We start from the raw sequence: 14,946 nt of genomic DNA on the forward strand, positions 1-14,946 counted from the left end.
GATAGCGGTGAGGTCCGGGGACCGCTACGCAGTCCTTTCGCAGTGGTTCGTCACACGACAAGCCAGCTCCTACGGGCCCCGTATACAGCCCCTCGATTTTTCACATCTTCCAGGCAGGGCCCCGGTAGACTAGGCAACTTGCTTAGCTAGCTACGGATTCCCATGAACCTGCGAACCATCCTGATCCTCGGCGCCCTCAGTGCGTTCGGGCCGTTGGCGATCGATTTCTACCTGCCCGGCTTCCCAGCCATGGCGCTGGCCTTCGGCACCGACGAGAAACACGTCCAGGCCACCCTGGCGGTCTATTTCCTCGGGTTGTCCATCGGCCAACTGGTCTACGGGCCGATCGCCGATCGCTTCGGCCGGCGCGTGCCGCTGCTGGCCGGGGTCATTCTCTTCACTGTCGCCTCGCTGGCCTGTGCCTATGCGCCGAGCCTCGATGCGCTGATCGCCGCGCGCTTCGTCCAGGCCCTCGGGGGTTGCGCCGGGATGGTCCTGGCGCGGGCCATCGTCAGCGACAAGTGCGATGCGGTGGGCTCGGCCAAAGTGTTCTCGCAACTGATGCTGGTCATGGGCCTGGCACCGATCCTCGCGCCGATGCTCGGCGGTCTGCTGGTCAACCTGTACGGCTGGCAGTCGATCTTCCTCGCCCTGACCCTGTTCAGCGCCCTGTGCGCACTGGCGGTATTGCGTGGTCTGCCGGAAAGCCTGCCGGCCGATCGCCCGCGTCCGCCGCTGTCCGGTGCCCTGGGCCAGTATCTGCGCCTGCTCAGGGATCCGCTGTTCCTCGGCCACGCCGTGACCGGCGGAATCTCCATGGCGGGCATGTTCGCCTATATCGCCGGCTCGCCTTTCGTCTTCATCAAGCTCTACGGCGTTCCGGCCGAGCACTACGGTTGGCTGTTCGGGGCCAACGCGGCGGGCTTCATCCTGGTCGCGCAGGTCAACGCGCGCCTGCTGGCAAAGCGTGGCCCGGCCTTCCTCCTGGCGCGAATGGTCTGGCTGTACCTGGCGGCGGGTGCCGTGCTGCTCGGCGTCAGCGCCCTGCATACCGAAGCGCTGTGGCCGCTGCTGATTCCGTTGTTCGTCTGCATCGCCAGCCTCGGCTGCATCATCCCCAACGCCTCGGCCTGCGCCATGAACGGGCAGGGCGCGCGGGCGGGAAGCGCCTCGGCCCTGCTGGGATGCCTGCAGTTCAGTGTCGCCGCGGGCGCGGCGGCACTGGTGGGTGTCCTGCATGATGGCAGCGCGATGCCCATGGCCATGGTCATCACCTTGTGCGGGGCGGCGGCGGTGACAGCAGCGATGCTGACCCGCCGTCTGCAGCTCAGCCGACCTGTCTGAGCAAGGGGTGGGGCGCCTGGATACGGGCCTGCAGGGTGTTCAGGAAGGCCCGGGCCTCGGCCTCGCTACGAAAACTCACGACATGCTGATCAAGCCGGACTTCCCAGGGGCGGTCCGGTTTCTTTCCCGTCGCATCGAGCACTACTTTCATCGCGGCTACCTCCGGTTGGCAAAGGTCGCTGGATTGTAGGCGCCAATTTCCACGGCAAGACATGACCTGAAGCAAGGGACGGACTGGCGGTCATGCCGTGCGTCGGATCTTCAGAATCCTTCCAGAACGATCTTGCCCTTGGCCGCGCCGCTCTCCAGCAACTGGTGGGCACGGCGCAGGTTGTGCGCGTTGATGGTGCCGAAATGCTCGCCGAGGGTGGTCTTCAGCGTGCCGGCGTCGATCAGTTCGGCGACCCGGTTGAGCAGCTTGTGCTGTTCCAGCATGTCCGCGGTCTCGAACAGCGAGCGGGTGTACATGAACTCCCAGTGCAGCGACAGGCTCTTGCGCTTGAGCTTGACCACGTCGAGCTGCTTCGGATCGTCGATCAGCGCCAGCTTGCCTTGCGGCGCCAGGGCTTCCACCAGTTGGTCGAGGTGCTGGTCGGTCTCGGTCAGGCTGGCGACATGCGTGACCTGCGCGATGCCTTCGGCGCGCAGGGCCTCGGCCAGCGGCTGACGGTGGTTGATCACATGATCGGCCCCCCGGTCGCGGACCCATTGCTGGGTCTCGGCGCGCGAAGCGGTTCCGATGACCTTGAGTCCGGTGAGCTGGCTGGCCAGTTGGGTGAGGATCGAGCCGACCCCGCCGGCGGCGCCGACGATCAGCAGGCTCTGGCCCAGGTCGGCCTTGCCTTCGGCGATCCGCAGGCGCTCGAACAGCAGCTCCCAGGCGGTGATGGCGGTCAGCGGCAGGGCGGCGGCCTCGGCGAAGCCCAGGGAGCGCGGCATGTGCCCGACGATGCGCTCGTCCACCACATGCAGCTCGCTGTTGGCCCCGGCGCGGGCAATCGAGCCCGCGTAGTAGACCTTGTCGCCCGGCTGGAACAGGCTGACCTCGCGACCCACGGCCTTGACCACACCGGCCACGTCCCAGCCCAGCACCTTGGCCGTGCCGTTTTCCGGCTGGACGTTGCGCCGCACCTTGGTGTCCACCGGGTTGACCGAAATCGCCCGGACCTCCACCAGCAGGTCGCGCGGGCCCGGCTCGGGAGCCGGCAGCTCGATGTCCTGCAGCGCGGCGGGGTCTTCGATGGGCAGCGACTGATAGTAGGCGATGGCTTTCATGGGCGAATTCCTCGGAAAAAGTGGATGGCGGCCATGATTGATCCTTTCGTTTCGGGTTGGAAGCCGCTAAAACCGCAGAAACTTTCAAATATTTTTTGAAAATGGAGGCGCTTTCCTTGCTGCGTTTCGATGACCTGCAACTCTTCGTGCGTGCCGCCGAGCATGGCAGCCTGTCGGCGGCCGCGCGGTTGCTCGACCTGTCCCCGGCCGTGGCCAGTGCCGCCCTCAAGCGCCTGGAAGGACATCTGGGCGTACGCTTGCTGGCGCGCTCCACCCGCAGCCTGCGCCTGACCGCCGAGGGCGAGGGTTTTCTCGAACATGCCCGCGCGGCGCTGGCCAGCCTCGACGAGGGCCGCCGCCTGCTGGTCCGCGAGCAGGATGAGATCAGCGGCGTGCTGCAGCTCTCGGCGCCCTCCGACTTCGGTCGCAATGTGCTCCTGCCGTGGCTGGACGAACTGCAGCGGGCGCATCCGCGGCTGAGCGTGCGCCTGTTGCTGGGCGACCGTAACGCCGATCTGTTTCGCCAGCCCGTGGATATCGCCCTGCGCTATGGCATGCCGGAAGACTCCAGCCTGGTGGCGGTGCCGTTATGCGTGGATAACCGCCGCGTCCTGTGTGCCGCGCCGGAGTACCTGGCGCGCCATGGCGAGCCGCGCACGGTGGCGCAACTGAGCGGGCACAACTGCCTGCTGTATCAACTGGGCAGCGGCGTGCATGACCACTGGCGCTTCCAGTGCGAGGGACAGGAGGAAAGCGTGCTGGTCAGTGGCGACCGTTTCTGCGACGACGCCGACGTGGTGCGGCGCTGGGCCCTGGCCGGCGAGGGGATTGCCTACAAGTCCTGGCTGGACGTGGCCGCCGACGTGCGCGCCGGACGCCTGCGGGTGCTGCTGGGCCAGTATCGCGGCGAGGCCACGCCGCTGAACCTGCTGTGTACCCATCGGGCGCAACTGGGCAAGTCGGTGCAATGGCTGAGCAGCCTGCTGCGCGAGCGGTGCCGGGGCCTGCTCGACGAACTGGACTTGCACAGTCATTGATCCCCCTTCATGTCCGACATCCCCTGCGCATTTGCTTGAAGGATGTGATTACTTTGGGTGTAGGCCATTTAATTGAAATGCGTTTGCCGTCGCCTGTTTCTCTCGACGGCAAACGTATTGTTTCGTGGGCATTTCCCGGCAGCGCGAGGGTATTTTGACCGCCTCGAATGTGTCGATATTTTACGTCAAGGGTTGGAAAACCTACGGGGATTTGCCGCAAATGTGCCGCTATCCGCGCAAGTCAGCGGGCTTATACTGACCCGGGCAATCGTCGCCACCAAGATAGTGTTTCCTTGCGGGAACGAGGCTGGATGCCTGTTCCGTCATGGATGCATTTGACGAAATACCGAAGCGATCCGAGCGTGACCCATGGGCGTCGCTCGCGGGGAGACTTCACCTCGCCAATGACAATTACGCAGGGAGTGGACAGATGCAACCGATAGCCAGTATCAGCCAGATCGCCAGTTTGATGGCCGACCCGAAGCGCAGTGCGATGCTCTGGGCATTGCTCGATGGCATGGCCCGTCCTTCGGAAGAACTCGCCATGATGGCCGGCCTGAGCCCATCGTCGGCCTGCGCGCATCTGGCCCGGTTGTCGGCCGGTGGGCTGCTCAAGCGCGAGGCCCGCGGGCGCAAGCGTTACTTCCGTCTGGCCGCGCCGGAAATCGGAACCGCGGTGGAAGCCCTGGCCAGCGTCACCATCCCCGAATCCGAGCGCAAGGCGCAGCCCGCGGAGCGGGTGCTCAGCGTGCCTCTACCGATGCGCAGGGCACGCTTGTGTCGGGACCATCTGGGCGGTGAGGTCGCGGCGGAGCTGTTGCAGCGTCTACTCGACGCGCAGTGGTTGGAGCAGCATGACCAGCAACTTGAAATCACCCTGCTGGGGCGTGAACAGCTGGCTCACCATGGCATTTTCATCGATGCCCTGGCGCCCCGCGACAGTCGCCTGTGCAGCCTGTGCATGTGCAACGGCGAGGCCCAGGACCGCCGTGCGCACCTGGGCGGGGCGCTGGGGAGCAGTCTGTTGAAGCTGTTCGTGCAGTCCGGTTGGCTGCGGGTCAGCGACGGGTCACGGGTGGCGCAACTGACCACCAGTGGCGTGCGCGGCATCCAGCAGATTGCCCGGCTGCCACCGCCGCTGTCGATGGGATGAGGATGCGCCACGAAGCACGCGGCGCGGGGGCGGGAGATCAGGCCTTGATCAGTCGCGCGTCGAGGCTGTTCTGGGCCAGGCGGCGGGCCTGGTCTTCAGTCATGCCGAGATGAGTGTGCAGCGCATGGAAGTTTTCGGTGACGTAGCCGCCGAAGTACGCCGGATCGTCCGAGTTCACCGTCACCTTCACACCGCGTTCGAGCATGTCGAGGATGTTGTGCTGACCCATGTGATCGAACACACGGAGCTTGGTGTTGGACAGCGGGCAGACGGTCAGCGGGATCTGCTCGTCGATGATGCGCTGCATCAGGCGCTCGTCCTCGATGGCACGCACACCGTGGTCGATGCGCTGGATCTTGAGCAGATCCAGGGCCTCCCAGATGTATTCGGGGGGACCTTCCTCACCGGCGTGGGCAACGGTCAGGAAGCCTTCGCTGCGGGCACGGTCGAAGACGCGCTGGAACTTGCTCGGCGGATGGCCCATTTCCGAGCTGTCCAGACCGACGGCGACGAACGCGTCGCGGAACGGCAGGGCCTGGTCGAGGGTTGTGTGGGCTTCTTCCTCGCTCAGGTGGCGCAGGAAGCTGAGGATCAGGCCGCTGCCGATACCCAGTTGTTCACGGCCGTCCTTGAGGGCGCGGGTGATGCCGTCGAGTACCACTTCGAAGGGAATGCCGCGGTCGGTGTGGGTCTGCGGATCGAAGAACGGCTCGGTGTGAATGACGTTCTGCGCCTTGCAGCGTTGCAGGTAGGCCCAGGTCAGGTCGTAGAAGTCCTGCTCGGTACGCAGGACATCGGCGCCCTGGTAATACAGGTCGAGAAACTCTTGCAGGTTGTTGAAGGCATAAGCCGCGCGCAGGGTTTCGACATCGTTCCAGGGCAGGGCGATCTTGTTGCGTTCGGCCAGGGCGAACAGCAACTCGGGCTCCAGCGATCCTTCCAGGTGAAGGTGCAATTCCGCCTTGGGCAGCGCGTTAAGCCAGTCGTACATGGTTCGTTCTCATCAGGTGCAATCGGCGCATTCTACAGGGGTTGCCGGTCCGGCGCGGTGAAACCTGACCAGCAGGTTCAACGATAGCAGCGCCGGACCGACAGGGCGGCCAGGTGTCAGGGGGAGCTGTTGCCTGGCCGTTACTGCTCGTCAGCCAGCGATCAGTTGCGCCGCGGCCTGGCGGTGGTTGGCAATCAGCGCCTGGATATCCAGGCCTTCGACCTGGCCGTCGATCACGCGCCACTGGCCGCCGACCATGACCCGATCGGCGCGGTCGGCGCCACACAGCAACAGGGCCGAAAGTGGGTCGTGGCTGCCGGAGAAGCGCAACTCGTCGAGCTTGAACAGCGCCAGGTCGGCCTGCTTGCCCACGGCCAGCTCGCCGATATCGGTGCGGCCCAGCAGTTGTGCCGAACCACGGGTCGCCCAACCCAGGGCGCGTTCCGGGGTGATCAGCTCGGCGCCGTAACGCAGGCGCTGCAGGTACAGGGCCTGGCGGGCTTCGAGGATCATGTTCGAGGCATCGTTGGAGGCCGAGCCGTCCACACCGAGGCCGACCGGCGCGCCGGCGTCGGTCAGTTCGATGGTCGGGCAGATGCCGGAGGCCAGGCGCATGTTCGAGCTCGGGCAATGGCAGATGCCGGTACCGGCGGCACCGAGGCGGGCGATTTCCTCGGCATTGAAATGAATACCGTGGGCCAGCCAGGTGCGCGGGCCGAGCCAGCCAACGCTGTCCAGGTAATCCACGGTACGCAGGCCGAAGCGTTGCAGGCAGAAATCCTCTTCATCCAGGGTTTCCGCCAGATGGGTGTGCAGGCGTACGTCCAGTTCCTCGGCCAGTTCGGCGCTGGCGCGCATGATTTCCGGGGTGACCGAGAACGGCGAGCAGGGCGCCAGGGCGATCTGGATGCGGGCGCCGGCGCCACGCTCGTGGTAGCTGTGGATAAGTCGCTGGCTGTCGGCCAGGATCACTTCGCCCTGTTGCACGGTCTGCTGCGGGGGCAGGCCGCCGTCCGCTTCGCCCAGGCTCATCGAACCGCGGGTGAGCATGGCGCGCATGCCCAGCTTGCGGACGACCTCCACCTGGACGTCGATGGCGTTTTCCAGGCCATCGGGGAACAGGTAGTGGTGGTCGGCGGCGGTGGTGCAGCCGGACAGCAGCAATTCGGCCAGCGCCACCTGGGTCGCCAGCTCCAGCTTGGCCGGCGTCAGTCTTGCCCAGACCGGGTAGAGGGTCTTCAGCCAGGGAAACAGCGGCTGGTTCACCACCGGCGCCCAGGCGCGGGTAAGGGTCTGATAGAAGTGGTGGTGAGTGTTGATCAGGCCGGGCAGAACCACATGCTCGCGAGCATCGAAGGTCTGATCGCAGGGGCGGGAAGGGGTCTGGCTGAGGCCGAGGACTTCGCTGATGGTGCCGTCTTCGATGACCAGGCCGCCGCGGGCGTCAAGGTCGTTGGCGGTGAAGATGGCGAGCGGGTTTTTCAACCAGATACGGGTCGCAGGCATGGTTGCCGGCTCCTCTGAAAGTGGGTTCAGGGTTAGCCAGCTCAGTGTTGCCCTGTCTGCTGATCCAGGTCCGCCGCGGTGGGCGAGGCGTCGAGTCTACACCCACCGCGCGCAGAATCACCAGATCAGCGTTTCGCCTTTGTAGTTGATGTAGTGAAGACCGGCCTTGCCGCTGTGGGCCTTGACCTGCTCGAGCATGCCGCGGGTGCTGGTCGGCACGTCGATGTCGGCGCCTTCGCCACCCATGTCGGTCTTGACCCAGCCCGGGTGCATGGCCAGCACGCTCAGGCGAGTCTCGCCGAGGGGCACCACGAAGCTGTTGATCATCGAGTTCAGGGCTGCCTTGCTCGCCTTGTACAGGGCCAGTTCAGGCGCATCCGGGATGGCCACGCTGCCCAGCACCGAGCTCATGAAGGCGATCACGCCGCTGTCCTCGCGCAGTTGCCCGGCGAAGCGCTGGGCCACGCGGATCGGCGCCACGGCGTTGGTCATGAACAGTTCGCCGATCTCGCTCAGTTGCGCCACTTCGGCGTCCTGATTGTCCGGGCCCTTGACCCCGGCGTTGACGAACAGCAGATCGAGGGTCTGGCCCTCGAGGTGTTTCTGCAGCGCGTCGAGCTGAGCGGTGCTGTTCATTTCCAGGGTTTGTACCTGGACGCCCGGCAGCTTCGCGAGGGCATCGGCCTTGGCGGTATCGCGCACGGTGGCGACGACGTTCCAGCCGTCTTCGCTGAGACGTTCCACCAGGCCGAGGCCCAGGCCGCGGGAAGCGCCGATGATCAAGGCGGTTTTCGTAGTCATGCGGGAGCTCCTTTCAATGTGAGGGGACAGCGATCCTGCAGGCGCTGCCTGAGCGCCTGGCGCAGTTCGACGAGGGCATCGATACGTGCCTCGACCAGGGTCAGTTTGTCTTCGATGAAGCGCGTCACCAGTGCTTCAGGGTCTTGCGCCTGCCACAGTTCGGCGACGCTCTGGCTGATTTCGCCAAGGCTGAAACCGAGCTTCTGCGCGGTCTTGATCAGCAGCACCAACTGCACGGTTTCCGTCGGGTAATCACGATAGCCGTTGGCACGGCGCTGGGCGCGAATCAGGCCGCGTTCTTCATAGAAACGCAGGGTGTCGCGGCTGACGCAACAGGTCTGCGCCAGTTCTCCGATACGCACGAGCAATTCCTGGGGGAGGGGTTGACCTTGGAGCATACTCCAGGCTTTAGCCTGCCGCTCTCACTTTCCTGCAAGGAGCGGTACATGTGGAGTCAGAGCGGTTATCGGCGTCTGGTCAGAAGCAGCGGCTGGTACGACCTGCTGGTCGCGGCGGCGTTCGTCACGCCCTGGAGTCTGATGGCGTTGCACGGTTTGTTGCTTCAGTTGAGCACGCAGTGGGGCCTGGCCGGGGACCTGCCGGAGTTCGCGCCCCTGCATGGCTTGATGGCCAACCTGATGGGCTCGATCGTCTGTGTCTGGTCGGTGTTGCGCATTCGCGATCCGCAACCGCAGTTCGGTCGCTACGACGCGGTTGGCCGTCTGCTGTTCGCTACGTGGCAGGGTTATGCCCTGTCGCAGGGGGCGACCCAACTGCTGTGGGGCACCTTGCTGCTGGAGTTGTTCTGGGCAGTCCTGCAGTTGTGGCCGGTACAGACCTTTGATCAAAAAGTGATCAGGTCCGCCGCGTAACGTCCTGACAGGCGATTGGTGCAGCCTTGCACGGTTTATCCACAGCTTGCTCCACAGTATCTGTGAGCAAGCCGCCGAGCCGGGTATAAGCCCGGCCCGGCTGCCTTCCAACGGCAATAATCGGAGTCAAGCGCCTGATTTTTCTGTGAATCGAAGGCTGTCATCAAATATTGATCAAAATCTGATCGTTTCTCTCAAGCCCTTGTCGCAGAAGGCTTGCAAGCGGCTGCCCAGAGGTTATCCACAACCGCACCCACAGTGGATGTGGGCAACTGTCAGCAGGCTTCGAGAAGGATGCGGCCGCGGCTCAGGTCCGCCAGCTGGCGCTGTACCTGGTCGACGCACTCGGCACCCAGGGCGAGATGAACGTCGACGCCATTGGCGGTGAATGCTTCGTCAAGAATCACCCCGTCGGCTTCACCGATCCGCAGTTTGAGCAGGGCCAGCTCACTGAACGAGCAACTGCACCTGAATTCCGTGCGGCTCACCAGCAGACGTTTCGGCGCCTGTTGCAGGCATTTGTTCGCCCCGCCGCCATAGGCGCGCGCGAGACCGCCGGTGCCCAACTGAATACCGCCGTACCAGCGAATCACCAGGACCACGACCTGATCGCAATCCTGCGCTTCGATGGCGGCGAGGATCGGGCGCCCGGCGGTGCCGCCGGGTTCGCCGTCGTCACTGCTGCGGTACTGCTCGCCAATTTTCCAGGCCCAGCAATTGTGGGTGGCGGCGAGGTCACTGTGCTGCTCGAGAAACGCCTGGGCATCGGCGGGTGTGCTGATCGGCGCGGCCAGGGTGATGAAACGGCTCTTGCGAATTTCTTCGCGGTACTCGCAGGTGTCCAGCAGGGTAGAAGGCATAAGCGGGTGTTCAGTTCGGCGGAGTCAGGCCACAGCCTTTGAGAATGATGTGGATAAGGTTGTTGGCGGCATCTTCCATGTCCTGCTTGGTCAGGCGACTGCGGCCGGTGACCTGGCAGATCTGCGTGGCGAAGTCGGCATAGTGCTGGGTGCTGCTCCACAAAAGGAAGATCAGGTGGACCGGCTCCACCGGGTCCATCTTGCCGGCGTCGATCCAGCCCTGGAACACCGCTGCACGACCCCTGAACCACTCGCGGTAGTCCTGGCTGAAATAGTCGGTGAGGCAATTGCCACCGCTGATGATCTCCATCGCGAAGATCCGCGAGGCCTGCGGATTGCGCCGGGAAAACTCCATCTTCGCGCGGATGTACTGGGCCAGGGCCAGGGCCGGGTCGTCGTCGACGCTGAGGGCGTTGAAGGTGCTGTCCCACAGTTCGATGATGTTGCTCAGGACCGCGATGTACAGCCCCAGCTTGTTGGTGAAGTAGTAATGCAGGTTGGCCTTGGGCAGCCCGGCGTTCTGGGCGATGGTGTTCATGCTGGTGCCCTTGAAACCATGACGGGCGAACTCGTCTTCCGCGGCCTGGATGATGGCCTGCTCGTTTTTCTGGCGGATACGACCGGCGGGCTTGGCGGCGAGGGTTCGGTGAGCGGGCACTTCAAGGGTCATGGGCGATTCCGGCAAGAGCGAGGAAATAAGGGCACATGCGTTGATACCCCAGGCACGGCGGGCAGACAAGCGCGAAACGCGAGAATATCGCAATTGCGTCCTAACGTGTCGCAGCCAGGCTCTCCAGGAAGCTTTCCAGGACCAGATGTGGACGTCGACCCTTGCGTGTGACCCAGGCCAGGCTCAGGTCATAGAAGCGTTCGCCGGGCTTGAGTGCGCGCAGGCGCCCCTGCTGCACCCAGAACATCGCGTAATGATCCGGCAGGTAGCCGATGTAGCGACCGGTAAGGATCAGGAACGCCATGCCTTCGCGGTCGGAAGCGCTGGCGGTGCAGTTGAGTGCCTGGTACGCCGCCTGGATTTCCGCCGGCAGGCGGAAGGTCGGGGCGATGGCGTCCTGGGCGTTGAGACGCTCATCGTCCAGTTGTCGGTCGTCGACGTAGAACAGCGGGTGGCCGACCGCGCAGTAAAGCAGCGATCGTTCGCTGTACAGCGGTTGGTATTCGAGCCCGGACAGCGGACTGGCCTGGGGGACCACGCCGACATGCAGGCTGCCGTCGAGCACGCCCTGTTCCACCTGGCTCGGCGGGATCATGCGGATGCGGATGCGCACGTCCGGACCGCGGTCCTTGAGCTGGGCCAGGGCATGGGTGATGCGCATGTGCGGCAGGGTCACCAGATTGTCGGTCAGGCCGATGTTCAGCTCTCCGCGCAGATGCTGGTGCAGGCCGTTGACCTCGGTGCGGAAACTTTCCAGGGCACTGAGCAACTGCAATGCCGACTGATAGACCTCGCGGCCTTCCTCGGTCAGCGAAAACCCGGCGCGCCCGCGTTGGCACAGACGCAGACCGAGACGCTGTTCCAGATCGCCCATCTGCTGGCTGATCGCCGAGCGACCGATACCCAGCACGTTCTCCGCCGCCGAGAAGCCACCGCATTCGACCACGCTACGGAAAATCTTCAGCAGGCGAATATCGAAATCGCTGACCTGGGAAAGCGGTTCGGGGCGACGGCTCATAGTTTAGTGTCCGGTGAACTGAGGATTAGAAAAGTAGAGTTTTCCAGACTTTATAGCCGTGACAAGTTATCGGCAACACAACGCTTTCTTCCGAATGCCGTTCAACCTGCCTTGCGAGGTCGCGACGATGAACCTGCCTGAAAACGCTCCTGTCGGTCTGGCCAGCCAGCTGAAGCTGGATGCTCACTGGATGCCTTACACCGCCAACCGCAATTTCCAGCGCGATCCGCGCCTGATCGTTGCCGCGCAGGGCAACTATCTGGTCGACGACAAGGGGCGCAAGATCTTCGACGCTCTCTCCGGTCTGTGGACCTGCGGTGCCGGCCACACCCGCAAGGAAATCCAGGAAGCCGTGGCACACCAGCTGGGCGTGCTGGATTACTCGCCGGCGTTCCAGTTCGGGCATCCGCTGTCGTTCCAGTTGGCCGAGAAGATCACCGAGCTGACCCCGGGCAACCTGAATCACGTGTTCTATACCAACTCCGGCTCCGAGTGCTGCGACACCGCCGTGAAGATGGTGCGTGCCTACTGGCGTCTGAAAGGCCAGGCCACCAAGACCAAGCTGATCGGCCGTGCCCGTGGCTACCATGGGGTGAACATCGCCGGTACCAGCCTGGGTGGCGTCAATGGCAACCGCAAACTGTTCGGTCAACTGCTGGACGTCGACCACATTCCGCATACCGTGCTGCCGGGCAACGCCTTTACCAAGGGCATGCCGGAAGAGGGCGGCATCGCCCTGGCCGATGAAATGCTCAAGCTGATCGAGCTGCACGATGCCTCGAACATCGCCGCGCTGATCGTCGAGCCGCTGGCGGGCTCAGCCGGCGTCCTGCCGCCGCCGAAGGGTTATCTGAAGCGCCTGCGGGAAATTTGCGACCAGCACAACATCCTGCTGATCTTCGACGAAGTCATCACCGGCTTTGGCCGCATGGGCTCGATGTTCGGTGCCGACGCCTTCGGCGTGACGCCGGACCTGATGTGCATCGCCAAGCAGGTCACCAACGGCGCCATCCCGATGGGCGCGGTGATCGCCAGCAGCGAGATCTACCAGACCTTCATGAACCAGGCGACTCCCGAGTACGCGGTGGAATTCCCCCACGGCTATACCTACTCGGCGCACCCGGTGGCGTGCGCTGCCGGTATCGCCGCCCTCGACCTGCTGCAGAAGGAAAACCTGGTGCAGTCCGCCGCCGAGCTGGCGCCGCACTTCGAGAACGTGCTGCACGGCATCAAGGGCACCAAGAACGTCATCGATATCCGCAACTACGGCCTGGCCGGCGCGATCCAGATCGCCGCGCGTGATGGCGATGCCATCGTGCGTCCTTACGAGGCGGCGATGAAGCTGTGGCAAGCCGGCTTCTATGTACGGTTCGGTGGCGACACCCTGCAGTTCGGGCCGACCTTCAATACCCAGCCGCAGGAGCTGGACCGCCTGTTCGACGCAGTCGGCGAAGCCCTGAACGCCATCGACTGATCGATTCCTTTCCCGGGGCAGGCCCGTGCGCCTGCCCGAACCTGAATACTGGAGTTATTGCATGAGCACCGTTGCACATCTGATCAATGGCGAGCTGGTTTCCGGCAACGATCGCAGCGCCGACGTCTTCAATCCATCCACCGGCCAGGCGATCCACAAGGTGGCGCTGGCCAGTCGCGCCACCGTGCAGCAAGCGATCGATGCCGCCAAGGCAGCGTTCCCGGCCTGGCGCAACACGCCGCCGGCCAAGCGCGCCCAGGTGATGTTCCGCTTCAAACAGTTGCTGGAGCAGAACGACGCGCGGATTTCCCAACTGATCAGCGAAGAGCATGGCAAGACCCTCGAAGACGCGGCCGGTGAACTGAAGCGCGGGATCGAGAACGTCGAGTTCGCCTGCGCCGCCCCGGAAGTGCTGAAGGGCGAGTACAGCCGCAACGTCGGCCCGAACATCGATGCCTGGTCGGACTTCCAGCCGCTGGGTGTGGTCGCCGGGATCACCCCGTTCAACTTCCCGGCCATGGTGCCGCTGTGGATGTACCCGCTGGCCATCGCTTGCGGCAACACGTTCATCCTCAAACCGTCCGAGCGTGATCCGAGCTCGACCCTGCTGATCGCCCAGCTGCTGCATGAAGCCGGCCTGCCGAAAGGCGTGCTGAACGTGGTTCACGGTGACAAGGAAGCGGTGGATGCGCTGATCGAGGCGCCGGAAGTGAAAGCACTGAGCTTCGTTGGCTCGACGCCGATCGCCGAGTACATCTATACCGAAGGCACCAGGCGTGGCAAACGCGTCCAGGCGCTGGGCGGGGCGAAGAACCATGCGGTACTGATGCCGGATGCCGATCTGGACAACGCTGTCAGCGCGCTGATGGGTGCGGCCTACGGTTCCTGCGGCGAGCGCTGCATGGCCATCTCCGTGGCGGTGTGCGTCGGTGACCAGGTGGCCGATGCCCTGGTGGCCAAACTGGTGCCGCAGATCAAGGGGCTGAAGATCGGTGCCGGCACCTCCTGTGGCCTGGACATGGGCCCTCTGGTAACCGCGGCGGCACGGGACAAGGTTGTGGGTTACATCGATGACGGTGTCGCAGCCGGTGCCGAGCTGGTGGTGGACGGTCGTGGCTATCGCGTGGCGGGCAACGAAGACGGTTACTTCGTCGGCGGTACCCTGTTCGATCGCGTCACCACCGAGATGCGCATCTATAAGGAAGAGATCTTTGGTCCGGTGCTTTGCGTGGTGCGGGTGAACAGTCTGGAAGAGGCGATGCAGCTGATCAACGATCACGAATACGGCAACGGCACCTGCATCTTCACCCGTGACGGTGAAGCGGCGCGTCTGTTCTGCGACGAGATCGAGGTGGGCATGGTCGGCGTCAACGTGCCGCTGCCGGTACCGGTGGCTTACCACAGCTTTGGCGGCTGGAAGCGTTCGCTGTTCGGCGACCTGCACGCCTACGGCCCGGACGGTGTGCGCTTCTACACCCGGCGCAAGGCGATCACCCAGCGCTGGCCGCAACGTGCCAGCCATGAGGCTTCGCAGTTCGCGTTCCCGAGTCTGTGAGCGTAGCTATATAGAAGAAGGGAGGCCGCAAGGCCTCCCTTCTTCGTTTTCGGGCTTTTTGACCGTGATGACAAATTTGTTGCAATAAGTGCTTGACGCCCCGTTTTATCTCTCTATAATTCGCCCCACTTCCGGCGCAGTCGAAACGGAAAACTCCTTGAGAATCAACGAGTTGGATGTTTCAGGTGGTATCGGAAGTGCTTCGGTCATCTACGAAGGCGGTTGAAAAAGGCAGTTGACAGCAGGTTGTAACGCTGTAGAATTCGCCTCCCGCTAACGAGAGATCGCAGCGAGTCAAGTGTTTGAAGTTGAACGAGAAATTCTGAAAAACTTCAAAATAAACGCTTGACAGACTTAGAGGAAAGCGTATAATGCGCGCCTCGGTTGAAG

At 63.7% G+C, this 14,946-nt stretch carries 15 protein-coding genes and 1 pseudogene; 6 read left to right on the plus strand and 10 right to left on the minus strand.

The features are described from left to right. The first annotated feature begins 162 nt into the window (after window positions 1-162). Complete coding sequence (locus CHB99_RS22070) at window positions 163-1,344, plus strand: multidrug effflux MFS transporter (protein WP_042129779.1); 1,182 nt, start codon at window positions 163-165, stop codon at window positions 1,342-1,344. Here the strand turns inward: CHB99_RS22070 and CHB99_RS29860 are convergent. Both CHB99_RS29860 and CHB99_RS22075 read right to left on the minus strand, forming a co-directional pair. Continuing rightward, entirely contained in the window at window positions 1,328-1,495 is a 168-nt protein-coding gene (locus CHB99_RS29860) for a hypothetical protein (RefSeq protein WP_167335891.1), read from the minus strand. The genes CHB99_RS22070 and CHB99_RS29860 overlap by 17 nt on opposite strands. Window positions 1,496-1,605: 110 nt before the next feature. Then, the gene (locus CHB99_RS22075; RefSeq protein ID WP_042129781.1) at window positions 1,606-2,619 is read right to left on the minus strand and encodes a zinc-binding alcohol dehydrogenase family protein; all 1,014 of its coding nucleotides are present in this window, start codon (window positions 2,617-2,619) and stop codon (window positions 1,606-1,608) included. Between the two features lie 116 nt (window positions 2,620-2,735). Here CHB99_RS22075 and CHB99_RS22080 point away from each other — a divergent pair, with 116 nt between their 5' ends. Both CHB99_RS22080 and CHB99_RS22085 read left to right on the plus strand, forming a co-directional pair. After that, a complete protein-coding gene (locus CHB99_RS22080; RefSeq protein WP_042129783.1) occupies window positions 2,736-3,656 on the plus strand; it encodes a LysR family transcriptional regulator in 921 nt (306 codons plus the stop codon). A 430-nt stretch (window positions 3,657-4,086) separates the two neighbouring features. Continuing rightward, on the plus strand, window positions 4,087-4,809 hold the full coding sequence (locus CHB99_RS22085; protein WP_042129785.1) for an ArsR/SmtB family transcription factor: 723 nt from the start codon (window positions 4,087-4,089) through the stop codon (window positions 4,807-4,809). A gap of 37 nt (window positions 4,810-4,846) precedes the next feature. On the opposite strand, the gene CHB99_RS22090 is transcribed toward CHB99_RS22085, so the two are convergent. From CHB99_RS22090 to CHB99_RS22105, 4 genes are all read right to left on the minus strand, one after another. After that, window positions 4,847-5,800, minus strand: coding sequence for an adenosine deaminase (locus CHB99_RS22090; RefSeq protein WP_042129786.1), 954 nt, complete (start codon window positions 5,798-5,800; stop codon window positions 4,847-4,849). A 150-nt stretch (window positions 5,801-5,950) separates the two neighbouring features. Continuing rightward, window positions 5,951-7,306, minus strand: coding sequence for an 8-oxoguanine deaminase (locus CHB99_RS22095; protein ID WP_042129789.1), 1,356 nt, complete (start codon window positions 7,304-7,306; stop codon window positions 5,951-5,953). 117 nt (window positions 7,307-7,423) lie between these two features. Then, complete coding sequence (locus tag CHB99_RS22100; protein WP_042129791.1) at window positions 7,424-8,107, minus strand: SDR family oxidoreductase; 684 nt, start codon at window positions 8,105-8,107, stop codon at window positions 7,424-7,426. Then, window positions 8,104-8,469, minus strand: coding sequence for a MerR family transcriptional regulator (locus tag CHB99_RS22105; RefSeq protein WP_042129792.1), 366 nt, complete (start codon window positions 8,467-8,469; stop codon window positions 8,104-8,106). Before CHB99_RS22105 ends, CHB99_RS22100 begins: the two co-directional genes overlap by 4 nt. A gap of 84 nt (window positions 8,470-8,553) precedes the next feature. Between CHB99_RS22105 and CHB99_RS22110 the strand changes: the two genes are divergently transcribed. Further along, entirely contained in the window at window positions 8,554-8,979 is a 426-nt protein-coding gene (locus tag CHB99_RS22110) for a hypothetical protein (RefSeq protein ID WP_042129794.1), read from the plus strand. Window positions 8,980-9,254: 275 nt separating this feature from the next. Here the strand turns inward: CHB99_RS22110 and CHB99_RS22115 are convergent, their stop codons facing one another. The 3 genes from CHB99_RS22115 to CHB99_RS22125 all read right to left on the minus strand — a co-directional run bounded on the left by CHB99_RS22115 (window position 9,255) and on the right by CHB99_RS22125 (window position 11,527). After that, window positions 9,255-9,839 carry an IMPACT family protein gene (locus CHB99_RS22115; RefSeq protein ID WP_042129796.1) on the minus strand — a complete coding sequence of 195 codons (585 nt, stop codon included), beginning with the start codon at window positions 9,837-9,839 and terminating at the stop codon, window positions 9,255-9,257. Between the two features lie 10 nt (window positions 9,840-9,849). Then, window positions 9,850-10,509 carry a TetR/AcrR family transcriptional regulator gene (locus CHB99_RS22120; protein ID WP_042129798.1) on the minus strand — a complete coding sequence of 220 codons (660 nt, stop codon included), beginning with the start codon at window positions 10,507-10,509 and terminating at the stop codon, window positions 9,850-9,852. A 100-nt stretch (window positions 10,510-10,609) separates the two neighbouring features. Continuing rightward, window positions 10,610-11,527: a LysR family transcriptional regulator gene (locus CHB99_RS22125; protein WP_042129800.1), complete on the minus strand. Its 918-nt coding sequence runs from the start codon at window positions 11,525-11,527 to the stop codon at window positions 10,610-10,612. Between the two features lie 127 nt (window positions 11,528-11,654). Here CHB99_RS22125 and aptA point away from each other — a divergent pair, with 127 nt between their 5' ends. Both aptA and CHB99_RS22135 read left to right on the plus strand, forming a co-directional pair. Next, window positions 11,655-13,001: an omega-aminotransferase AptA gene (gene aptA, locus CHB99_RS22130; protein WP_042129806.1), complete on the plus strand. Its 1,347-nt coding sequence runs from the start codon at window positions 11,655-11,657 to the stop codon at window positions 12,999-13,001. A gap of 61 nt (window positions 13,002-13,062) precedes the next feature. Continuing rightward, a complete protein-coding gene (locus CHB99_RS22135; RefSeq protein WP_042129802.1) occupies window positions 13,063-14,556 on the plus strand; it encodes a CoA-acylating methylmalonate-semialdehyde dehydrogenase in 1,494 nt (497 codons plus the stop codon). Window positions 14,557-14,737: 181 nt separating this feature from the next. On the opposite strand, the pseudogene CHB99_RS29970 reads toward CHB99_RS22135, so the two are convergent. Next, window positions 14,738-14,946, minus strand: a pseudogene (locus tag CHB99_RS29970) (hypothetical protein); the annotation flags it as partial.

The organism is Pseudomonas japonica (assembly GCF_900188455.1).
Taxonomy (GTDB): Bacteria; Pseudomonadota; Gammaproteobacteria; order Pseudomonadales; family Pseudomonadaceae; genus Aquipseudomonas; species Aquipseudomonas japonica.